This window comes from candidate division TA06 bacterium, assembly GCA_016235665.1.
Lineage (GTDB): Bacteria > Edwardsbacteria > AC1 > AC1 > EtOH8 > UBA5202.
Genome location: JACRJI010000001.1, coordinates 53,602 through 73,510 on the forward strand (window position 1 = coordinate 53,602; position 19,909 = coordinate 73,510).

At 55.6% G+C, this 19,909-nt stretch carries 25 protein-coding genes; all 25 read right to left on the minus strand.

What is annotated here, in order from left to right; genetic code table 11:
• Positions 1 to 12 precede the first annotated feature (12 nt).
• The 25 genes from mraZ to buk (HZA73_00355) all read right to left on the minus strand — a co-directional run bounded on the left by mraZ (position 13) and on the right by buk (HZA73_00355) (position 19,872).
• Positions 13 to 447, minus strand: coding sequence for a division/cell wall cluster transcriptional repressor MraZ (mraZ, locus tag HZA73_00235; protein ID MBI5804452.1), 435 nt, complete (start codon positions 445 to 447; stop codon positions 13 to 15).
• Positions 448 to 776: 329 nt separating this feature from the next.
• Positions 777 to 1,796, minus strand: a complete 1,020-nt coding sequence (queA, locus tag HZA73_00240) for a tRNA preQ1(34) S-adenosylmethionine ribosyltransferase-isomerase QueA (GenBank protein ID MBI5804453.1) — start codon at positions 1,794 to 1,796, stop codon at positions 777 to 779.
• 142 nt (positions 1,797 to 1,938) lie between these two features.
• Positions 1,939 to 2,694: an ABC transporter ATP-binding protein gene (locus tag HZA73_00245; protein MBI5804454.1), complete on the minus strand. Its 756-nt coding sequence runs from the start codon at positions 2,692 to 2,694 to the stop codon at positions 1,939 to 1,941.
• On the minus strand, positions 2,691 to 3,500 hold the full coding sequence (gene cbiQ / locus HZA73_00250) for a cobalt ECF transporter T component CbiQ (GenBank protein ID MBI5804455.1): 810 nt from the start codon (positions 3,498 to 3,500) through the stop codon (positions 2,691 to 2,693). The genes HZA73_00245 and cbiQ overlap by 4 nt, the downstream gene beginning before the upstream one ends.
• Positions 3,501 to 3,507: 7 nt before the next feature.
• Positions 3,508 to 4,548, minus strand: coding sequence for an energy-coupling factor ABC transporter permease (locus tag HZA73_00255; GenBank protein ID MBI5804456.1), 1,041 nt, complete (start codon positions 4,546 to 4,548; stop codon positions 3,508 to 3,510).
• A 39-nt stretch (positions 4,549 to 4,587) separates the two neighbouring features.
• Entirely contained in the window at positions 4,588 to 5,454 is an 867-nt protein-coding gene (locus HZA73_00260; GenBank protein MBI5804457.1) for a zinc ABC transporter substrate-binding protein, read from the minus strand.
• Between the two features lie 114 nt (positions 5,455 to 5,568).
• Positions 5,569 to 5,949 (minus strand): hypothetical protein, encoded by a 381-nt coding sequence (locus tag HZA73_00265; GenBank protein ID MBI5804458.1) that lies wholly within the window; start codon positions 5,947 to 5,949, stop codon positions 5,569 to 5,571.
• Between the two features lie 68 nt (positions 5,950 to 6,017).
• Positions 6,018 to 6,443 (minus strand): nickel-responsive transcriptional regulator NikR, encoded by a 426-nt coding sequence (gene nikR / locus HZA73_00270; GenBank protein ID MBI5804459.1) that lies wholly within the window; start codon positions 6,441 to 6,443, stop codon positions 6,018 to 6,020.
• The gene (locus HZA73_00275; GenBank protein MBI5804460.1) at positions 6,444 to 6,998 is read right to left on the minus strand and encodes an epoxyqueuosine reductase QueH; all 555 of its coding nucleotides are present in this window, start codon (positions 6,996 to 6,998) and stop codon (positions 6,444 to 6,446) included.
• A 118-nt stretch (positions 6,999 to 7,116) separates the two neighbouring features.
• The gene (locus HZA73_00280) at positions 7,117 to 8,001 is read right to left on the minus strand and encodes a 4-hydroxy-tetrahydrodipicolinate synthase (protein MBI5804461.1); all 885 of its coding nucleotides are present in this window, start codon (positions 7,999 to 8,001) and stop codon (positions 7,117 to 7,119) included.
• 137 nt (positions 8,002 to 8,138) lie between these two features.
• Positions 8,139 to 8,843, minus strand: coding sequence for a deoxynucleoside kinase (locus tag HZA73_00285; GenBank protein MBI5804462.1), 705 nt, complete (start codon positions 8,841 to 8,843; stop codon positions 8,139 to 8,141).
• Between the two features lie 142 nt (positions 8,844 to 8,985).
• The gene (gene folK, locus HZA73_00290) at positions 8,986 to 9,510 is read right to left on the minus strand and encodes a 2-amino-4-hydroxy-6-hydroxymethyldihydropteridine diphosphokinase (GenBank protein ID MBI5804463.1); all 525 of its coding nucleotides are present in this window, start codon (positions 9,508 to 9,510) and stop codon (positions 8,986 to 8,988) included.
• Complete coding sequence (locus HZA73_00295) at positions 9,511 to 9,954, minus strand: cytidine/deoxycytidylate deaminase family protein (protein ID MBI5804464.1); 444 nt, start codon at positions 9,952 to 9,954, stop codon at positions 9,511 to 9,513.
• Between the two features lie 41 nt (positions 9,955 to 9,995).
• Positions 9,996 to 10,409, minus strand: a complete 414-nt coding sequence (locus tag HZA73_00300; GenBank protein ID MBI5804465.1) for a hypothetical protein — start codon at positions 10,407 to 10,409, stop codon at positions 9,996 to 9,998.
• A gap of 6 nt (positions 10,410 to 10,415) precedes the next feature.
• A complete protein-coding gene (locus tag HZA73_00305; GenBank protein MBI5804466.1) occupies positions 10,416 to 11,723 on the minus strand; it encodes a serine hydroxymethyltransferase in 1,308 nt (435 codons plus the stop codon).
• Between the two features lie 26 nt (positions 11,724 to 11,749).
• Positions 11,750 to 12,406: a TlpA family protein disulfide reductase gene (locus HZA73_00310; GenBank protein MBI5804467.1), complete on the minus strand. Its 657-nt coding sequence runs from the start codon at positions 12,404 to 12,406 to the stop codon at positions 11,750 to 11,752.
• Between the two features lie 136 nt (positions 12,407 to 12,542).
• Positions 12,543 to 12,983 carry a ribose 5-phosphate isomerase B gene (gene rpiB / locus HZA73_00315; GenBank protein ID MBI5804468.1) on the minus strand — a complete coding sequence of 147 codons (441 nt, stop codon included), beginning with the start codon at positions 12,981 to 12,983 and terminating at the stop codon, positions 12,543 to 12,545.
• 304 nt (positions 12,984 to 13,287) lie between these two features.
• Positions 13,288 to 14,166, minus strand: coding sequence for a bifunctional enoyl-CoA hydratase/phosphate acetyltransferase (locus tag HZA73_00320; protein MBI5804469.1), 879 nt, complete (start codon positions 14,164 to 14,166; stop codon positions 13,288 to 13,290).
• Positions 14,167 to 14,286: 120 nt separating this feature from the next.
• Positions 14,287 to 15,225 carry a sensor domain-containing diguanylate cyclase gene (locus tag HZA73_00325; GenBank protein MBI5804470.1) on the minus strand — a complete coding sequence of 313 codons (939 nt, stop codon included), beginning with the start codon at positions 15,223 to 15,225 and terminating at the stop codon, positions 14,287 to 14,289.
• On the minus strand, positions 15,225 to 16,121 hold the full coding sequence (locus HZA73_00330; GenBank protein MBI5804471.1) for a phosphate butyryltransferase: 897 nt from the start codon (positions 16,119 to 16,121) through the stop codon (positions 15,225 to 15,227). Before HZA73_00330 ends, HZA73_00325 begins: the two co-directional genes overlap by 1 nt.
• An 86-nt stretch (positions 16,122 to 16,207) precedes the next feature.
• Positions 16,208 to 16,495 carry a GIY-YIG nuclease family protein gene (locus HZA73_00335; protein ID MBI5804472.1) on the minus strand — a complete coding sequence of 96 codons (288 nt, stop codon included), beginning with the start codon at positions 16,493 to 16,495 and terminating at the stop codon, positions 16,208 to 16,210.
• A gap of 145 nt (positions 16,496 to 16,640) precedes the next feature.
• Positions 16,641 to 17,711: a butyrate kinase gene (gene buk, locus HZA73_00340; protein MBI5804473.1), complete on the minus strand. Its 1,071-nt coding sequence runs from the start codon at positions 17,709 to 17,711 to the stop codon at positions 16,641 to 16,643.
• A 102-nt stretch (positions 17,712 to 17,813) separates the two neighbouring features.
• Entirely contained in the window at positions 17,814 to 18,182 is a 369-nt protein-coding gene (locus tag HZA73_00345) for a hypothetical protein (protein MBI5804474.1), read from the minus strand.
• Between the two features lie 80 nt (positions 18,183 to 18,262).
• Positions 18,263 to 18,553: a DUF4180 domain-containing protein gene (locus HZA73_00350; GenBank protein MBI5804475.1), complete on the minus strand. Its 291-nt coding sequence runs from the start codon at positions 18,551 to 18,553 to the stop codon at positions 18,263 to 18,265.
• Positions 18,554 to 18,588: 35 nt separating this feature from the next.
• The gene (gene buk, locus HZA73_00355) at positions 18,589 to 19,872 is read right to left on the minus strand and encodes a butyrate kinase (protein MBI5804476.1); all 1,284 of its coding nucleotides are present in this window, start codon (positions 19,870 to 19,872) and stop codon (positions 18,589 to 18,591) included.
• Between the last annotated feature and the right edge of the window lie 37 nt (positions 19,873 to 19,909).

Here is a 19,909-nt window from a genome sequence, read left to right on the forward strand (position 1 = left end):
GTTTTTTCAGGGCTACAGTTTCTTGATCAGCTCCTGGTGGAGCCCGCTGTTCTGGTCCAAAAGTTTCTGGTAGGAATCAGGATTCCAGATCTCCATCTTGTCGCTGACCCCGACAATCACCGCTTCTTTGACCAGCCCGGTCTCCTGCAGGAATTTGGCCGGGATCATGATCCGCCCCTGGGCGTCCAGTTCGGCCAAAATACTCTCGGCCGCGAATATCCTCAGGGCGTTCCGGTTCTCCTCGGTCCGGGGCTGCGATTCCAGCTCGGCCATGATCTTGGTCCAGTTGTCCTGGGGATAGACGAAAAGACAGCCGCCCTTCAGGCCCTTGGTGATCAAAAGCTGGCCGGCCGATTCGTTGGATATCTGCTTCCGTAATTGGGCCGGCAGATTGAGCCTTCCCTTGGAATCAAGATTATGGTGGTATGTGCCGAAGAAATATGCCATGGTAGCGCTCCAAAACACCTTATTTTACGGTGTTTCTAGAATTTTCCGGGATTATTGTTTTTTTACTGAAAAAGGCCATAAAAATATGGGATTTTAACCATGTTAAACCACTATCCCCCACTTTAACCCACTGGTCACCATTTTAGTGTTTTTTAGCCCCATTGTCAAGCAAAAAATGACTTTTTTTTGACTTATTTTTTAGTCGCCTGCCAGACCTCGGGGAAATAAAAAAAGCAGGCAAAATTTGCCTGCTTTTTAGGTTTTTTTGATACAAATTTGAGTTTATTTATATACCGGGATTCTGTATTTTTTACTAAAGATTTCAGGTCTTAGACGACCATCATGGCATCGCCGTAACTGAAAAAACGGTACCTATTCTCTATGGCCTGCTGATAAGCATTCATTACATTCTCCCTCCCGGCCAGGGCCGAAACCAGCATGATCAGGGTAGATTTTGGCAGGTGGAAATTGGTCACCAGCGAGTCCACTATTTTAAATTGGTATGGCGGGTAGATGAATATTTCTGTCCAATCGGACAATTTTCCACTTTGCCCGAAACTCTCCAAGGCCCTGCTGGTTGTGGTACCCACAACAACTATTTTTCGATTTTCCAATTTCCCATTTTTTATTTTTTCTGCAGCTTCCCTGCTTATCTTGTAGTACTCCGCGTCCATCTTATGCTCCCGGATATCATCGGACTCCACGCTTTTGAAGGTTCCCCAGCCCACGTGCAAGAGTATTTCCAGGACCTCCACCCCTTTGTCCTTGACCTTTTCCATCAACTCCGGGGTGAAATGCAGGCCGGCGGTGGGGGCGGCCACCGCGCCTTCCTCCTTGGCATATATTGTCTGGTAGCGGTTTTTGTCTGCCTCCATTGGTTTACGGTCGATGTATGGCGGCAGCGGCACCTGTCCTACTTTTTCCAATATTTGGTAAAAGTCGCCCTGATGCGTGAATCTGACCAGGCGCTGCCCGCCTTCCCGGTGTTCGACGATCTCCGCCTCCATCAAGCCGTCTTTAAACTCAACCCGGGCCCCGGGCATCAGCCTCCGTCCCGGCCGGACCAGGCAGTTCCACAAATTTTCGGATTCATGCCGAAGCAACAAGATCTCCACCTCCCCGCCGGTCTGTTTCTTGTGCCCGATCAACCGGGCCGGGATGACCTTGGTATTGTTGAGCACCAAGATGTCTGAAGGCTTAAGATATTCAACGATATCGCTGAACCGGCGGTGCTCGATATGGCCGTCGTTGCGGCGCAACACCATCAGCCGCGAGGAATCACGCTTTTCCGCCGGGCTTTTGGCAATGAGCTCCGGTGGGAGATTATAGTCAAAGGAGGAGAGTTTCATTAAGAATATATCCTGTTCTTTAATTTGAACAATTATAGCACAGCTGGTTTTTGCCTGCAACCGGAGGACATGATTTATTTGATTTACAGATCAATAGCCCAGGCATTAATGCCTGGGCTATTGACAAAACCAAATCTGCTCTTTATTTCGTCCCACCGCATACCGGACAATTCTGCAGGCTCATCGGCACCTCCAGCCCGGCCTCCTCCATCAGTTTTTTATCGGTTATGATATCCTTGGTTGGACCATCGGAAATTATCCGCCCGTCTTTGATGATTATTGTTCTCTGGCACAATTCCAGCACCATGTCCAGATCATGCGAGGTGATTATCTTGGTATGTGCAAAGCCTTTCAGGGTGTCCATCAGACGCCGCCGGGACCTTGGGTCCAGCGACGAGGTCGGCTCGTCCAGGATCAGGATGTCCGGAGACATAGACAGTACCGAGGCTATGGCCGCCGCCCGCTTTTCCCCGGCCGAAAGATGGAACGGCGCCCGATCCTTGAGCTGAACAATTCCGACCTGTTCCAGAGCAGAGGTTACCCTCTGCTTCACCTGGGTTTCGTCAAGTTTGAGATTGCGGGGCCCGAAGGCCACATCGTCAAATACCGTGGTCATGAAAAGCTGATCGTCCGGATTCTGAAACACCATGCCCAGCCTCTGCCGGATCATGTTTATAGTATCTTTGTTCAGTTTGACCTCGCCTATTATGACCTCCCCCCGGGAAGGTGTCAGTATGCCGTTCAAAAGCATCAACAGCGTAGATTTTCCCGCCCCGTTAGCGCCTATGACGCCGACCGATTCCCCGTGATGAATGCGAAAAGATATCCCGTTGAGCGCCTGATGGCCGTCGGGATATGCGTAAAACAAATCTTTCGCTTCGGTTATATGATGGCTCATTTTACGGAACCAATAAGAATATTGCCCAGCCATAGGGGAAGGTTGACCGCCCGTGAAGCGGCAATGAATGCCCCCCAGCCGGCCACGAACAGATAATCGCCGAACCCAGGACTGGTATTTTTCCCGGTGTTATATTCCCCGTTAAAACCCCTCAGGCACATGGCACCATAGACCCTTTGGGCCTGGTCCAAAGTTCTTAAAAGGATCTGCCCCAGCAAGGGACCCCACACCTCCCGCTTGAGGCCCTTTGGATCAAAGGCCCTAAGCGAATAAGCCTGAATGATGCGGGCGGCCTCCTCCAGCAGAACCGTTATATACCGGTAGGTCAGCATCAACTGGAGGACGAATATTTTCGGGACCTTTAGTTTTCTCAACGACAAGGCTATCCCGTCCATCCCGGTGGTGGCCATCAGGATCAGGGCCGAGGTTACCGCCAGGCTTCCCTTGATGACGATGGAGATGAGTATCAACCAACCGGAGGATACAGAATATCCCAAAATGCCCGTTGTGCTCCGGTCAAACAGGGGGTTTAAAAGCCCCACGCAAATGATCATCGGTTCGATATACAGCAGCCGCTTCAGGATCGGGCCGGCCGGTATCCGTCCCGCCGCCGCCATGAACACCGGAAAGATCAGAAAAGGCATCAGGGCAATGGTGGCGTACTTATCATAGGATACCAGCACCACCGTATAAATCAGCGTGGCCAGTAGTTTCGCCAGGGGGTGCAGGCGGTGTATGAATGAATCCTGCCGGGCCAGTTCATCAAACCGTCTGATGTTATATGTGGCGTTTACTAAATTGGGCATTTAGTATCTATGTCTTTTTGCCTGTTCTATTTTTCATGTTTATCACGAAGCCCATGAAAGCCGCCAGCAACAGGGTCATCGAACCGCCCACCAGGCCGGAGACGGTTGTCCCGGCACTGACTGCCGGCCATTTTTCACTTTGTCCCTTGGTTGGTGATTCGTCTCCAGAAACCTTGAATCCGTAGTCCGGCAGGAACGCCGTCTCCTCCTGCACTGCTGCCATTTTTTTATGAGCGGGATCGGTGGACTCCAATTCTTCCCGGCCCGAGGTCTTGAATATGGACCACTCCAACCCGTCGGGGTGGGACGAAGCGAACCAGGAAAGCACTGCGCCGGCAAACACCGCCATAACGGCCAGACCGATCATAACCTTTTTAATGGACAAGTTGCCCAATGCCTGATTCAAAGCGGCTTTCTCCATGATCTCCGGCCGGGCCTTCCAGACAAAGGATACCACGGCTGCCGTCACCAACCCCTCCACGATCCCGATGGCCAGATGGATCGGTTGCATCAGCAGCACAAAGGCCCTGAATGGCAGCTCGGTCTTCCCGGATAATACCGTCTCCAGCACCACCCCGAAAGCTCCCAGCTGAAGTCCCACAATAGCAGAAACCATTGACGCGGTCATTTTCCGTTTAGCGCTGAATTCCCGGCCGATTATTTTTTTGTAGATCAGCGGGTAAGCCAGAAAACAGGTAAAGAAACCGAGGTTGAAAATATTTGCTCCCAGGGCCAGCAGTCCGCCGTCGGCAAAGAACAGGGCTTGGATGGTCAGAATGGAGGCCATGGTCAGAAATCCGGCATAGGGTCCAAGCAGGATGGCTAAAATAAGCCCCCCGCCCAAGTGTCCGCTGGAACCGGTGCCGGGAACGGAAAAATTTATCATCTGGGCGGCAAAGATGAAAGCTCCCATTACGCCCATCAGGGGAACTTTTTTCTGATCAATGTCGCTTTGGACCTTTTTTATGGAATAGGCGGCCACGCCTGCAGTAGCGGCCCACATTGCCCCTCCCACCACCGGAGATATCAGGGCGTCTGCCATGTGCATTGTCAAAGCCTCCGATTTATCATGTCACCAATTATTTTTTTAGCGAAGTGCTTCCCGCAGCACCTCCAGGTTCTTCTCCATGGCCTTAAGGTAGGCATCGGGCTCCATCGGGCCGGTGACCGCCGGATCCAGGGTGAACACCTTGGCCCCGGTCTCCCGGGCTATGGCCTCGGCCGACTTGGCCGGATACTGGGGCTCGGCAAAAATGGCTTGGACCTTGTTTTTCCGGATGATCCCGATGGTCCGGGCCAGCTCCCCGGCGCTGGGTTCGGATCCCGGCTCCCTTTCTATCACGGCCAGGATGTTCAGTCCGAACTCCCGGGCGAAATAGGGAAATGCTTCGTGAAAGGTTATGATGTCTCGGTTCTTGATGTCCTTGAGAGCCAGGTGCATCCTGTTTTTCAGAAAATCCAGCCGGGCCAGATAGATCCCGGCATTTTTGCGGTATTGTTTGGTTTGCGTCGGATCGGCTTTTTCCATTCCGGCCTCGATGTTTTGCACCTGGGCCATGGCTCCTGAGATGCCTGCGAATATGTGAGGATTGGTGGTTCCCTGATATACGATCAGATCGATGCCCCGGCTGGCATCTATCACAGTCAGCTTTGGGTTTTGGCTGGTGACCTTGGCCAGGAATGACTCCATCCCCGCGCCGTTGGCCACCAGGACATCGGCCCGGCCCAAGGTCTTCATGTCCTGCGGGGTCATCTGATAATCGTGCAGACAGCCGGAAAAAGGCGGGGCCAGGTTGACCAGTTCGACCCCGGGAACATCCTTGACGATGTTGGCCGCCATGATGTACATGGGATAAAAGGAGGTGACCACGGTCAGCCGGGCCGGTTGCTCCTTCTTCAGGCAGCCGGACATTGCCATGGCCACGGCCAGCAGGGCAGTTATTTTGTTTTTCATTTTCCGCTTACTAAAAATAAAATCGTGCTACGAATTTAAAAATTGTAGCACGATTTATGACGGATGTCAAGGATATTTTTCACCCCGGAAGATCTTTGCCTTCCATCCCCCGAGCTATATCTTACCATTTTCGGGGCTGACTGCCTTTCCCTCCCCCAGCTCGCCCGGTGAATAGCAGGTGGGGCTGATCAAATACCGCCGGCCTCCCAGCAGCACCACGAATGCGATCACGCTCAGGATGATGTCCAGTGAGGTCAGGTCTGGTTTGAGCATCTTTCTGGCTATCACGAAGGCTAAAAGTTCCAGCACTGCCGAAAGGCTGTGGGTGACCAGCATCCTGACCAGCTCCAGGCCTATCACCAGCAGCAGAACCCTGTATATTAGCTCATAAAATGTTTCCTTCGCGGTCCAGTCCATCTGAGACATGGTGATCCCGCCGTTTACGGCCGCGAGCAGGACACCAGCCAGCATTGCCAGGGCCAGACCCCTCTCCATCCAGCGGACCGCAGGACTGTAGAACAGGTTGACATTCCATTTCATTCGCTATCCTCCATGATCGTATTTCAGTGCAGCACCCGGCAGCTGGTCTTGGAAAGCAGGCACTGCCCCACCCCCTTTAAGGCTCCGATCTTTCCCTGCAGGGCCTCCAGCTTATCCGTCGGGCCTTTGACGATGATGGTCTCCATGCAATGGTGATGGTCCAGGTGGACGTGCTGCGAAGCGATGATCTTGGCGTCGGAGTCATGCTGTAGGGCCAGCAGCTTTTCCACCAGGCGGGGGTGGTGATGGTCGTAGACTATCAAAATGGACCCCACCATCTCCTTACCCCTTTCGGCCTCTCCCTCGGCCAAGACGTTCCTGACAATGTCCCGGAAGGCCTCGGAGCGGTTGGTGTAGCCCTTCTTTTCGATCATCCGATCGAACTTCTCCATCAGGGAAAGCTCTATGGATACCCCGACCCTGGTCAACTGTTCTTTGTTCTGGCTCATTTATTCTGGTATTTGATTTCTGTTTTTGTTTTCTGCTTTTTGGTATCTGTCCCTCTCGCTGAAGATGCAGCCGCAGTACTTCTGGCGGTACAGGTTTTCCTCCATCGAAATTTTGCGCCCCTCCTCCCAGCCGGTCCGGAAATCGCGGTAGAAGAAATCCACTCCGTACTTTTTGCCGATCTCCGTTCCCAGATCCCGGATCAGGTCGTGTTTCTGGTATATGCTGTAGAGCAGGGTGCTGGAGAAGGCCTGAAACCCTAAAGCCCGGGCCTGACGGGCGGTCTCATCCAGCCGAAGCCGGTAGCAGCTCTGGCAGCGCTCCCGGGACAAAAGCTCCAGCGTCTGCTCTAGGGGATAGTCGTCACGGAATACCGCCGGCATTTTGTGTTCCCGGGCGAAATCCCTGACCGACTGGAGCCGGGCCTGGTATTCCTTATAGGGATGGATGTTGGGGTTATACCAGAAGCCAGTAAAATCGACATTTTCAGCCGACAGCACCTGGTAAGGGTGGCACAGGCAGGGGGCGCAGCAGATATGCAGCAGCAGTCGGGACATAACGATTGAACAGGGTTGGGGGCTTTGTTGCTGTCAGGACAATTTAAATTTATCCCTCGTTTTCGATATTCCGTGTTTCCGCGGTAAAGGTATCGTCTAAAAAAGTTCCGTGATTGGGCTATTGCTTCAGCAGGCCGTATTTTTTCAGTTCTGCCTTCACCGCTTTCCGGGTTTCATCGGATACGTCCACCAGAGGCATCCGCATCTCGGCGTGGCACAGACCCAGCAGGTTCAAGGCGGCCTTGATCGGACCGGGACTGGTCTCGGCAAACAGGGATTTGGTCAGGGGAAACTGTTTCAGGTGTATCTGGCGGGCCTCGTCGATCTTGCCGTTCAAAAAATAACCGACCATTTTGGAAACGTCCTTGGGAGCCACGTTGGCCAGCACCGAGACCACGCCCTTGGCCCCTACCGCCAGCATGGGCAGGGTCAGCAGGTCGTCGCCGGAGAAGACCGCGATCCGGTCTCCGCACAGGGCCATGATCTGGCTGGCGTTGTCTAAGTTGCCAGAGGCTTCCTTGACCGCCACTATGTTCTTGAGCTCAGCCAGCCGGGCAATGGTGGGGGGCTCCAGGCTGACCCCGGTGCGGGATGGCACGTTGTAAAGCATGATGGGAAGTTTGGTGGCCGAGGCTACCGACTTGAAGTGCTGGTACAGCCCCTCCTGGCTGGGCTTGTTATAATATGGAGTGACCACCAGGGCTCCGTCCACTCCAAGTTTCTCGGCCTCCTGAGTGCGGGTGATGGTCCGCAGGGTGTCGTTGCTGCCGGTGTAGGCCAGCACCTTGAACTTCCCCTTGCCTTTTTTCATGGTCATGGTCATGATCCTGAGATATTCATCCGGCAGGATGGTCGGGCCCTCCCCGGTGGTGGCACAGGGAACCACTCCCTGGGTGCCGGCTGCGATCTGATAATCCAAAAGCCGTTCCAAAGCCTGCTCATCCAGAGCCCCGTTGCGGAACGGCGTTACCAAAGCTACAAAGGATCCCTTCCAGTCAATCATAGCGGTATCCCCTTTTTTGTGATTGATATATATGTTTCTGTTAAACCATAATCATCAAACTCTAAACAAATAACAATGTCCCAAATATCTAAACCACAACACTGTTAGTATTAAAGTTTGTCCGGAGATCACCTCTATCACTCCGGGAGCAAATTCTGCTCCTTGGCTTCAACTGGTTTGGGTTTCTTTTTGTCCTTTTTGGTGCCGGCCGGAACGTAATAGCGGGTACCGGGATGCGGCTGGCAGATCTTCTGCACCAGGTCATCAAAATCCTCGGGATGGTTGACCAAATCTATCTGGTTGACGTTGACCACCAGCAGCGGGGTCTCGGTATAATTGAAGAAGAAATGATTGTAGGCCTCGGACAGTTCGGCCAGGTAATCCCGGGACAGGTTATGCTCAAAGGGACGCCCTCGTTCCTTGATCCGCTTAGATAATAGATCTATCTCGGCCTGGAGGTAGACCACCAGATCGGGCTTGACGATCCCCGGTTCTAAAAGTTTCCACAGGTTCTCGTACAGGGCGATCTCATTCTGATCCAGATTGAGATAGGCGAACACTTTATCCTTGGCAAACAGGTAATCGGATACCATCTGCTGTCCGAACAGGTCCTGCTGCAGGATCCCCTGCTGCTGCTTGTAGCGGGAGAGCAGGAAGAATATCTGGGTCTGGAAGGCGTAGGCCCGGCGGTCGGAATAGAACTTGGAAAGGAAGGGGTTGGCCTCCACCTCTTCGTTCACCCGCTTGGCGTGAAACCGCTCGGCCAGCATCTTGGCCAGCGTGGTCTTGCCCACGCCGATCACGCCTTCTATGGCCACGTATCTGGGAATTCTTGAATCCATCATGATACAAATTATTAGGGCTTTATGGTTTTAAGGAATGGCCGCATAATGCACATAAATCACAAATACAAACACGTTTAACGTTATTACGTAGTAATGTTATAACGGTATATGTGCCTTTTGTGGCAAAAGGTAAACCGATTTAAAAATTGGCCGTCTCCATCTTTTTGACATCCCCCTTGGTCCGGGGGACCTTTTTGAGCAGAACCTTCACCTTCTGCCGGCTGGCGGGATCCTCGAAGTCGGGGATCAGGTCGCAGAGGGGCACCAGCACGAACCCCCGCAGGGAAAGCTCCGGGTGAGGCACCTTCAGGTCCGGGGTGTTTATCACCTGGCTGCCGAAATAAAGGATGTCCAGGTCTATCACCCGCGGCTCCCACTTCACTTGGCGCACCCGGCCCATATGGTGTTCGATCCGCTGCAGGGATTTCAGCAGCACCGCCGGTGCCAGGCTGGTCTCCAGCTCCACCACCGCGTTCAGGAATTTCGGCTGGTCGGGGTTGCCGAAGGGCTCGGTCTCGTAGACCGCAGACATCCTCAGCACGGAGGATCCCGGCATCTGGCCCATGGCGGCCAGGGCAAAGCGGATGTTGCCCAGCCGGTTTCCCAGGTTGGAACCGAGCCCGATGTAGGTTTTGGCCTTTTTATTTTCGGAGGTCTGTTTCATCTATGGCTTTAGCAGCTCTGTCTTCAGTTTGGCTTCCTTCAATATGTCCTGCGACATCTGGTCGGGATACCCCTGGGAATAGACGATCCTTTTGATCCCGGCATTGATGATCATCTTGGAGCAGAGCACGCAGGGGAAATGGGTGATGTAGATCGAGGCTCCCTGCAGCGGCACCCCGAAGGTGGCCGCCTGGATGATGGCGTTCTGCTCGGCATGAATGGCCCGGCAAAGTTCGTGTTTCTCCCCGGACTTGACCCCCAGCTTCTGGCGCAGGCATCCCAGCTCGGCGCAGTGTTTCAGGCCCACCGGCGCCCCGTTGTAGCCGGTGGACAAAAGCCTCTTGTCCTTGACGATCACCGCCCCCACCTGACGGCGGAGACAGGTGGTCCGGCTGGACACCAGCAAGGCTATCTCCATGAAATAGCGATCCCAGCTGGGACGCAGATGTTCCGTCCCGGCCGGTTGTGTTTTCTTCGGGGCTTTGCTCATCCTTTGTCGGCCAGGGTCAGCCCCGGCTCAAACGAAAGCTCGGCATCCTTGGCTGAAAGGCTCTGGGCCAGGATGCTCATCTGATGGATGGCCAGCACTTCCTCTATCCGCTGCCTGGTGATCAGTCCCATTTCCACCAGGATGTCGCCGATTCGTCCGCCTTTGGCCTTCTGGGTGGCGATGGCCCTGTCCAAATCTTCGGTGCTGAGGTGGCCGCCGGCGGTCAGTATCTCGCCCAGCAGTTTTTTGCGCTCGGCCGAGGAAAAGCCCCCGATGGACCCGTTCTTGAACTCCACATATTCGGTGTATTCCGGGTTCTCGATGGTCAGCACCCCGGACCAGCGCTCCTTGAGGGCCTTGGTGACCACCTCGCCGAACTGGACCCGGCCCAGGTTGATTTTTTCAGCCATTTTGATCTACCCTTTCAAACGGTTGGGGTATAGCGGAAATTCCCGGCACAGTTCCCTGATCTCGCCGGTGACTCCCTGAATTATTTTTTCATCGCTGAGATTGGCCAACACCTTGTCTATCATCCCGGCCACCAGTTTCATCTCGTTCTGCTTCATGCCCCGGGTGGTCAAAGCGGCGGTTCCCATCCGGAAGCCTGAGGTCACGAAGGGGCTGCGGGCGTCGAACGGCACCATGTTCTTGTTGACCGGGATCCCGGCGGCGTGCAGGGCGTTCTCGGCCTCCTTGCCGGTGATGTTCTTATTGGTCAGGTCTATCAGCATCACGTGGTTGTCGGTGCCGCCGGAGACTATCTGGTAGCCGCGTTCCACCATGCTCTGGGCCAGGGCCCGGGCGTTGTCTATCACCTGTTGGGCGTAGATCTTGAACGACGGGTCCAAAGCCTCCTTGAAGGCCACCGCCTTGGCGGCGATGACATGCATCAAGGGGCCGCCCTGGATGCCGGGCATCACCGTGCTGTCCATCACCTCGGACATCAGCTTCAGCCTTTCGCCTGCCTTGACCTTGATCTTGTGGCCGAAGGGGTTCTCGGAATCTTTTCCTATCAGCACCATCCCGCCCCGGGGCCCGCGCAGGGTCTTGTGGGTGGTGGTGGTCACCACATGGCAATGGGGAATGGGCGAGGGGTGCAGCCCGGCGGCGATCAGCCCGGCCGGATGGGCCACGTCGGCGAACAGGAAGGCCCCCACCTCGTCGGCGATCTCCCGGAACTTGGCGAACTCGTAGTGCCGGCTGTAGGCCGAGGCCCCCACGATGATCATTTTGGGCTTGTGCTCCCGGGCCTTTCTGGCCACGTCGTCCATGTCGATGTAACCGGTCTCGCGTTTGACCCCGTAGGAGACTATCTTGTACATCTTGCCGGAGAAGGACACCGGTGAGCCGTGGGTCAGGTGGCCGCCGTGGGCCAGGTCCATGCCCAGCACCGTGTCGCCCGGCTGGCAGTAGGTAAAGTAGACCGCCTGGTTGGCGGTGGAGCCGGAATGGGGCTGGACGTTGGCGTATTCGCAGCCGAACAGCTGCTTGGCCCGGTCCCGGGCTATGTTCTCGGCCACGTCCACGAACTCGCAGCCGCCGTAGTAGCGCTTGCCGGGATAGCCCTCGGCGTATTTGTTGGTCATCACGGAACCCTGGGCCTCCAGCACCGCCTCGGAGACAAAGTTCTCGGAGGCGATCAGTTCCAGGCCGTATTCCTGGCGTTTGGTCTCGTCAATTATCGACTGGTAGATCTCGGGATCTTTGTTTTGTAAAATGGACATTTTGTTTTTACCTTACCCTGTGTTGTTTAGATATTTTTGGGTTTTATTTTCTTTCCGTTGCTCTTGCTCTTGGGCTTGGCCTTGACCGTATCCGTAACCGTGGTGTCCGCTTTTATCGCCGCAGCCAGGCTTTCGGGCCTGGTCTTGCCCAGTAATAGATTGAGCTTGGCCTCCAATTCCTTCTCGTAACCTGCTTGAAAGCCCACATGGTATTCGGCGATGTTGCCGGCCTTGTCAATCACCACCAGGGTCGGCAGGCTGTTGGCCTTGTATTTCTGGGAGGTAACCGAAAATTCGTCATGCAGAATGGGAAGCGAGATCACCCGCTGGAAGATGTAAGCCTCCACCGTGTCCCGGGCTTCACCCACGTTCACCAGGTAAAAACGGACGCTGTCCCCGGCAAAGCGCGAGGCCATCTCCTGCAGGCAGGGGATCTCCTTTTTGCAGTTCTCGCACCAGGTGGTGAAGAAGCTTAAGACCACCACGTCCCGCTGCTGTCGGGTGCGGGGGGTTCTGGGCTGGCCGCAGTAATCGCGGAGATAAAAAGTGGATCCTCCGTCCAGGTTCTTCAGCACTATGGGAGGAGCCGGGTCGCCCACCTTCAGTCCGGGCTTGTCCCCGGCAGCTAAGGCCGAGATTGACAATAACAGTAGCGTAAGACAGAATGACAGGATATTTTTCATGAAGTGTATGCTTCCGTTCTTTTTGGTTATGTTTTACTATCCGACGTTTCCTGGGATAGGCAGTATCAACATGATTCCCTGGGCATTCTCCGAATAAAAAATCATGTAAATCCTGTCAAAGGGACCTCGTTTAATTTTATTCATTTTCGTATTTGGTAATCTTGTCCACCCGGCGCTGGTGACGGCCGCCTTCGAATCCGGTCTCCAGCCAGACCTTTACTATCTTGGGGACCAGCTGCAGGTCTATGTAATCGGCCGGCAATACCAGGATGTTGGCGTCGTTGTGCAGCCGCGAGTAGCGGGCCATGTCCGGGGTCATGGCGATGGCCGCCCGCACCCCCTTGACCTTGTTGGCCGCGATGGCCATGCCGTTGCCGGTGCTGCAGACCAGTATCCCCTTGTCCGCCTCGCCTTTGGCCACCGCTTGGGCCACCGGAATGGCGAAGTCTGGATAATCGCAGGGATCCCGGTTCTGGGCCCCGAAGTCCTTGAATTCCAGGTTGTCGAGGGAAAAGGCTGACTTGATCTGCTCTTTAAGGGCAAACCCCCGGTGATCGGTGCCGATGGCGATCTTCATAAATGCCCTCGTGATGGTTATTAAGGATAAGACATAACTAGATTAAAGTCAAGAGCAAGCTGTGCTGCGGCGGCAGAGATGCTCATCAAAGTCTGCCGTGCTACGTTTGAGGAGACGGTCTTTGACAGCCCAGCGCTGTTTGAGAGGCAAGGCAAGCGGGTCAGGCGACGTTTGAAAAGCTGGGCAAGGCTGCAAATCAACGATTGAACGAATCCAACATCGCCTGGCTTTTATTATTGTGTCTCAAACGTTGCCCGGAAGATATCCTTGCTCCTCAAACGCCCCTGCTTTGGCAGTTTCCCAGTTATTTTGCCATCAGCGCCGAAAGCACTATGGACATGAACTTGGTCTCGTCGGAATCTGTGCGCGAGGTCAGCACCACCGGGGCGCTGGTGCCTATGACCATGGCCGCCAGCTCCGCCTTGGCCAGCTGGGCCAGCGTCTTGTAAATGAAGTTGGCCCCGTGGATGTCCGGGCAGACCAGGATGTCGGCGTAGCCGGCCACCGGCGATTTGAGGCCCTTGCCGGCCGCGCATTCCGGGGAGACCGCGGCGTCCATGGACAGCGGCCCGTCCACTATGCAGCCCTTGATCTGCCCCCGGTCGGCCATCTTGGCCAGCTGGGCCGCTTCCAGGCTGCAGGGCCATTTGGGATTGACCTTTTCGGTGGCGGTCAGCACCGCCACCTTGGGGGTTTCAATTCCCAGTTTGTGGGCCACCGCCACGGCATGGTTGATCATGTCCACCTTCTGCCCGAAGTCCGGGTAGGGGATCTGGGCGGCGTCGGTGAGTATCAGCAGCCGGGGATAGTTGGGAACTTCGAACACCGCCACGTGGGAGACGGTGGCCCCGGTGGTCAGACCGTTCTCCTTGTTCAGATAGGCCCGGGCGTAGACCGCGGTGTCTATCAGGCCCTTCATCAGCACGTCGGCTTCGCCTTTTTTGACCATCTCCACCGCCCTGGCGGCCGCTTTCTTATAGTCGGTCTCGTCGATCAGGGTGAATATCTTGGGATCGATATTATTTTCCTTGGCCAGAGCCTCGGTCTTTTTCTGATCGCCGATCAGGATGGCCTTGGCCGATTTTTCGTTGACCGCCCGGGCCAAAGCGCCCAGGATGTCCGGATCCTGGCCGCAGGCCACGGCCACTCTCTTTAACGGTCCGCCCTTGACCAGTTCCGCCATTTGTTTCAGTGAGGTAACTTGTGCCACTTTTTCTCCTATGGTTGTGATTGTGTATAAAGGTTATTTGTTATCAGATTATGCCCGGGCCTGGGAAGTGCTCTTGGGGCGCAGCGGCCGGTGTCAGCTGACGTACACCGCGTTCCTTCCTCCCTGCTTGGCCCGGTACAGGGCCTTGTCCGCCCGGTCTATCAGTGAATCCAAGGATTCCTTCGGGTTAAGCTCGGCCACCCCCATGCTGATGGTGATATTGAAGGGCCACAGTTTTTCCTGGTGGATCAGCCTCCATCTTTCCACCGACAGCCTCAGCCGTTCGGCGATCTCGGCCGCGATCTCGGCCTTAGTCTGGGGCAGCATGATCAGGAATTCCTCGCCCCCGTAGCGGGCCACCCGGTCGTATTCCCGGATCCCGGCCTGGAGCTGCCGGGAGACGCCCTTCAGCACTTCGTCACCGATCTGGTGGCCGTACTGGTCATTGACGTGCTTGAAATAATCCAGATCGCAGAAGATCAGGGACAGCGGCAATCCCAGGCGCTTTGATTTCTTCAGTTCCAGGTCCAGCTCCATCTCAATCTTGCGCCGGTTCAGCAGTTCGGTCAGGGGATCGATGGCCGCCAGTCTGGACAACAGCTCCGAGGCCTTGGCCTCCTCCTCGTAGATGCTGGCGTCCCGGAAGATCTGGACCGCCCCCAGCCGCTCCCCCGCGGGACCGCTGATCGGCGAGGAGACCACATCCACCGGCACCCGGCGCCCGTCCTTGTGTTTCAGGTAGACCCTGGTCTGGCCGGTGGGCTGTCCGCCGTTGACCGCCCGGCTTAAGGGGCAGAGCGGTCCGCACATGCTCCGGCCCTCGGTATCGATGTGGCACAGCAGGTCGTCGGAACAACGGAAAGTGATCACTTCCTCCGGCCGGTAACCGGAAATGCTTTCTGCCCCTTTGTTCCAGTAGGTGATCCGCTTCTCGTTGTCCACAAAATACACGCCGTCATAGGTCTGGTCCAGGATGGCCTTGTAAATGTCGCAGGGCAGGCCGCTGGCATTGTCCTCCGCCTGTTTGGTCATCAGCAGCTGACCACACCCAGGGCGATGGAATTGATCTTCTGTTGCTTGGAATCGGCCCGGGAAAGCATCACCACCGGCTTGGCCGCCCCGGCGATGATCCCGGCGGCCTGGGCCCCGCCCAGGTAGATCAGACCCTTGACCAGCATGTTGCCCGAGGCGATGTCGGGGGTCAAAAAGATGTCGGCCTCCCCGGCCACCTGGCTCTTGATCTTTTTATGGGCGGCGGCCTCGGCCGAGACCGCCAGGTCCAGGGCCAGCGGGCCGTCTATGATGCAGCCCTTGATCTGTCCCCGGTCGTTCATCTTGGAAAGGTGGGTGGCGTCTATGGTTTCCTGCATCTCCGGGTTGAGCACTTCTATGGCGGCCAGCACGGCCACCTTGGGCTTTTCCACCCCCAGCTTTTGCGATATCTCCACCGCGTTGTTGATGATGTCCACCTTGGCCATCAGGTCGGGCTTGACGTTCATCCCGCCGTCCGAGACCAGTATCAGCTTGGGGTAGGACGACGATTCCATCACCGCCACATGGGACAGCAGGCGCCCGGTGCGCAGGCCCACTTCCTTGTCCAGCACGGCTTTTAGGAAGGTGGAGGTGGCCACCAGCCCCTTCATCAAGAAATCGGCCCGACCCGAGGAGACCGCGGACACCGCGGCCTTTGAGGCCTCGGCCATGTCCTTGATGTCTTGCAGTTCCCAGCCCTTGATGTCCACCTTGGCCTTGACGGCGGCATCTTCTATCGCCTTTTTGTCGCCGAATAAAATTGGAGTGGCGATCTTCTCTTTGGCCGCGTCGCTTAAAGCCTCAAGGACCACTTCGTCCTGGGCCACCGCCACCGCCACTTTTTTGGGCCCTTTGGCCTTGGCCTCTTTCATCAGATCGGAAAATGATTTGATCATGTATGCTCCTCTTGTCATTCCTGCGAAAGCAGGAATCCAGTTATTATTGTCTGATAGTCATTCCTGCGAAGGCAGGAATCCAGAGTTTAGCTCAATTCGTTATACAGTTCTTTCCATTCTGGATTTCGTTCTTCAATCAGCCTTATCTTCCATTCACGTTTCCAGGCTTTCAATCTTTTTTCACGAATAATCGCCAGACGTATATCATCAAATATTTCGTAATAAACCAAAACATTCACGTTGTATCTTTCAGTAAAACCTTCGACTGTTTTTTGCTTATGCTCGTTAACCCTGCGAACAAGGTTATTGGTCACGCCTATATACAAAGTACCGTTACGTTTGCTGGCCAGGATATAGACATAGTACTGTTTCATTGCACCGTCATTCCAGCGCAGGCTGGAATCCAGTTTTTACAGTTTCCTGGATGCCTGCCGGAAGCCTGCCCTGGGTAAGGCTGGCAGGCCTTGCAGGCTCAGGGTTTACCCCTGGATGCCTGCCTACGCAGGCATTACAAGGGGGTCAAGCATACTCCCTGGCCTGCTCCTCGCCTTTCAATATCCGCATTCCGGCCTCGGCCAGGGCCGTCATCTCGTCCTCGCCGGGGTAGACTTTTACCGGGGCGATCCAGGAGACCCGTTCCTTGATCCACTCCACGAATTCCGGGAAGTAGGCGAAGGAGCCCGTCAGCACTATGGCGTCCACCTTGCCGTTGACCACCGTGGCCATCTCGCCGATGGTCTTGGCGTTCTGGTAGGCCATGGCCTGGATGATCAAAATTGTCTTGGCGTCCCCGGCCTTGACCTTGTCCTCCATCTCCCGACCGTCGTTGGTGCCCAGGTGCGAGACGCAGCCGCCCTTGCCGGCCAGCTTCTTGTTCATCTCGTCGATGGTGTACTTGCCGGAGAAGCACATCTTGACTAGGTCGCCGGTGGGCAGGCTGCCGGCCCGCTCCGGGGCGAACGGCCCGTCGCCGTTGAGCGCATTGTTGACGTCCACCACCTTGCCCTTTTCGTGGATGCCGACCGAGATCCCTCCGCCCAGGTGCACCACGATCAGGTTCAGCTCCTCGTATTTTTTGCCGAGATCCTTGGCCGCCCGGCGGGCCACCGCCTTCTGGTTGAGGGCGTGGAAGATGCTGACCCGGGGAAGCTCCGGCAGTCCTGAATAACGGGCCAAAGGATTCAGTTCGTCCACCACCACCGGATCCACGATGTAGGACTTGACCCCGGCGTCGCGGGCCAGGTCGTCGGCTATCAGGCAGCCGAGGTTGGAGGCGTGGTCCCCGCCGGTGCCGGCCTTGATATAATCCAGCATGGCCTGGTTGACCGCGTAGGTGCCCGAGGGGATCGGCTTGAACAAGCCTCCCCGCCCGATGATAGCGCTGAGGTCCTTGATGTTGATCCCGCCCTTGGCCAGGGCGTCCTCGATCACCTGCTTGCGGAAGTCGAACTGGTCGGTGATCCGCTTGAAGGGGGCCAGCTCCTCGGCGGAGTGGCGCAGGGTGTCTTTGAATATGGCTTTGCCGTCCTCGTACACCGCTATTTTGGTGGAGGTGGAGCCGGGGTTGATGGCCAGGACTTTGAAGGGCACGGGCGGTTCCTCCAGAATTTGTTTTAAAAGTTAATATGTGATTTTATTCTTATTCCATTAGGCTCATTGGCTTTATCAGGAAGGGAAAAGATTTTCTTCTATTCACTCCGTCAGCCAGCCTTCCGCCGCATATTCGCTGCTAAACACCTTTATGCTGACCCCGCCCCGGCTGAACAACTTTGCAAAGAACGCAAACTCCGTTTTGTGGGGGTCGTCCTCCCCTATCAGAAGCGCGATCCTGGCCCCGGCCATGAATACTCCCTGGTGGGCCATGGCAAATTCCTGTTTCTCCCAATCATCGATCTTTAAGACCGCTCCCCGCAGGTCGGCCAGTATCCTGGGCGGTCTCCCTCCCTCCAGTTTTCCCAATAAGGCGTGGCTGGTTCCCCACATTTCGTGGTTAAGCACTATGTCCTTGTGGACGATCCTGATTATCCCCTTTTCCTGGTCAATGACAATCTCGTGGGCCATCATGCATGTCCTTGTTGTATGGTAAAACTGTGTTGTATGTTTTCCTAACCTTCCCGGTTCCAGAGATTCAACGCTTCATCCTATGAAGCTGCAAATACTATACGGCCGTTCTTGTTGCTCTCGCGGATGAAATCAATGAGGGTATCTCCCGGGTACTTGGAAAAATCCCCGATCACCGCCAGGCTGACCCCGTAATTCATGAATTTCTGCAGCAGCTCTCCTGCAAAGCCTGTCCTTAAACGGAAGAAATCCGGATTGATCTGATGGTCCCGCAGAATTATTTTGCCGATGTCTGCATTGGCCATCAGGTCCAGACCATCCTGCACCTTGTCGATGACCATTCCATCCGACTCTATCAGGGCATATTCCATTCCCCGCACGGTGCACTTTTTAAAATTGAAGGTGCTCAATATTCCCTGGCTTTCTCCTCGCCCTTAAGCACCCTCAGCGCTCCGGCTGCCAATGCCGGCATCTCGTCCTCGCCGGGATAAACGAAATACTTGGGCGTGATGAAGGCCGTCCGCTCTTTTATCCAGTCGGTGAAGATCTGGTTGTGGGCCACGCCCCCGGTGACCACTATGGCGTCCACTTTGCCCTTAAGCACCGTGGCGCAGGCCCCGATCTCCTTGGCTATCTGGTAGGCCATGGCCCGGAATATCTCCTCGGCCTGCTTGTCGCCTTTCAGCACCCGGTCCTTGACCTCGTTGGCCCGGTTGGTGTCGGTGTAGGCCGACAGCCCGCCGCTGCGGGTCAGCTTTTTCTTGATCTCGTCGGCGGTGTATTTGCCGGAGAAGCACATCTTGACCAGGGCCCCGGTGGGCACGCCCCCGGCCCGCTCCGGAGAGAAAGGCCCGCCCTCGTTGGCATTGTTGACATCCACGAATTTGCCGTGGTCCACCGGCGAGATGGAGATGCCGCCGCCCAGGTGGGCCACGATCAGGTTGACCTGTTCCAGCTTTTTGTTCAGTTCCTGGCAGGCCTGCAGGGCGGCCATCCTCATGTTAAGGGCGTGCAGCAGGGACTTGCGCTCGATCTCGGCCAGCCCCGAGATCCGGGCCAGCGGAGAAAATTCGTCCACCGAGACCGCGTCCACGATGAAGGCCTGGGCGCCTGACTGATCGGCGATCTCCTTGGCGATGAAGGCCCCCACGTTGGAGATGTGCTCGCCGCGCTTGGCTTCGCGCAGGTCGCTGAGCATGGCGTCATTGATGACGTAAGTGCCGGAGGAAATGGGCTTAAGCAGCCCGCCCCGGTCCACCACCGCCGCCAGGGATTTTGGGTCAATCTTGTTCCTTGACAAAAAGTCAAGCACCACCTGCTTGCGCATGGGATACTGGTCCACTATCCTGGCGTATCTTTCGATCTCGGCCTTGTTGTGGTCTATGGACTCGGAGACCAGAGGTTTCGCCCCTTTATAGACCGCCACCTTGGTGGAGGTGGAGCCGGGATTGAGCACCAGGATCAGCAGGTCCTTGGGAATTCTCACTTTCCCTGCCGCAACCTTTTTACCCCGTACCCCTTTTAATATCTTTATCCTTTTAGACGCCTCCCTGCCCTTCTTTCCCGCAGCAGTTCTCTTGACCACTTTCGTCTTTTTCACCTTGTTGACCTTTTTGGGGGCTGCAGACTTTTTCTGCTTCACAGCCTCCTTGCCCGTTTTTTTCTTGGCCGGTTTCTTAATTATAGACATCTTATAACTCCCAGTTAAACCTTAAGAAAATATTGAT

Excerpts from the sequence above, each read along its gene's own strand:
- mraZ (MBI5804452.1), bottom strand. The coding sequence starts at position 447 with ATGGCATATTTCTTCGGCACATACCACCATAATCTTGATTCCAAGGGA.
- queA (MBI5804453.1), bottom strand. The coding sequence starts at position 1,796 with ATGAAACTCTCCTCCTTTGACTATAATCTCCCACCGGAGCTCATTGCC.
- HZA73_00245 (MBI5804454.1), bottom strand. The coding sequence starts at position 2,694 with ATGAGCCATCATATAACCGAAGCGAAAGATTTGTTTTACGCATATCCC.
- cbiQ (MBI5804455.1), bottom strand. The coding sequence starts at position 3,500 with ATGCCCAATTTAGTAAACGCCACATATAACATCAGACGGTTTGATGAA.
- HZA73_00255 (MBI5804456.1), bottom strand. The coding sequence starts at position 4,548 with ATGCACATGGCAGACGCCCTGATATCTCCGGTGGTGGGAGGGGCAATG.
- HZA73_00260 (MBI5804457.1), bottom strand. The coding sequence starts at position 5,454 with ATGAAAAACAAAATAACTGCCCTGCTGGCCGTGGCCATGGCAATGTCC.
- HZA73_00265 (MBI5804458.1), bottom strand. The coding sequence starts at position 5,949 with ATGGAGAGGGGTCTGGCCCTGGCAATGCTGGCTGGTGTCCTGCTCGCG.
- nikR (MBI5804459.1), bottom strand. The coding sequence starts at position 6,443 with ATGAGCCAGAACAAAGAACAGTTGACCAGGGTCGGGGTATCCATAGAG.
- HZA73_00275 (MBI5804460.1), bottom strand. The coding sequence starts at position 6,998 with ATGTCCCGACTGCTGCTGCATATCTGCTGCGCCCCCTGCCTGTGCCAC.
- HZA73_00280 (MBI5804461.1), bottom strand. The coding sequence starts at position 8,001 with ATGATTGACTGGAAGGGATCCTTTGTAGCTTTGGTAACGCCGTTCCGC.
- HZA73_00285 (MBI5804462.1), bottom strand. The coding sequence starts at position 8,843 with ATGGATTCAAGAATTCCCAGATACGTGGCCATAGAAGGCGTGATCGGC.
- folK (MBI5804463.1), bottom strand. The coding sequence starts at position 9,510 with ATGAAACAGACCTCCGAAAATAAAAAGGCCAAAACCTACATCGGGCTC.
- HZA73_00300 (MBI5804465.1), bottom strand. The coding sequence starts at position 10,409 with ATGGCTGAAAAAATCAACCTGGGCCGGGTCCAGTTCGGCGAGGTGGTC.
- HZA73_00305 (MBI5804466.1), bottom strand. The coding sequence starts at position 11,723 with ATGTCCATTTTACAAAACAAAGATCCCGAGATCTACCAGTCGATAATT.
- HZA73_00310 (MBI5804467.1), bottom strand. The coding sequence starts at position 12,406 with ATGAAAAATATCCTGTCATTCTGTCTTACGCTACTGTTATTGTCAATC.
- rpiB (MBI5804468.1), bottom strand. The coding sequence starts at position 12,983 with ATGAAGATCGCCATCGGCACCGATCACCGGGGGTTTGCCCTTAAAGAG.
- HZA73_00320 (MBI5804469.1), bottom strand. The coding sequence starts at position 14,166 with ATGGCGGAACTGGTCAAGGGCGGACCGTTAAAGAGAGTGGCCGTGGCC.
- HZA73_00325 (MBI5804470.1), bottom strand. The coding sequence starts at position 15,225 with ATGACCAAACAGGCGGAGGACAATGCCAGCGGCCTGCCCTGCGACATT.
- HZA73_00330 (MBI5804471.1), bottom strand. The coding sequence starts at position 16,121 with ATGATCAAATCATTTTCCGATCTGATGAAAGAGGCCAAGGCCAAAGGG.
- HZA73_00335 (MBI5804472.1), bottom strand. The coding sequence starts at position 16,495 with ATGAAACAGTACTATGTCTATATCCTGGCCAGCAAACGTAACGGTACT.
- HZA73_00345 (MBI5804474.1), bottom strand. The coding sequence starts at position 18,182 with ATGGCCCACGAGATTGTCATTGACCAGGAAAAGGGGATAATCAGGATC.
- HZA73_00350 (MBI5804475.1), bottom strand. The coding sequence starts at position 18,553 with ATGGAATATGCCCTGATAGAGTCGGATGGAATGGTCATCGACAAGGTG.
- buk (MBI5804476.1), bottom strand. The coding sequence starts at position 19,872 with ATGTCTATAATTAAGAAACCGGCCAAGAAAAAAACGGGCAAGGAGGCT.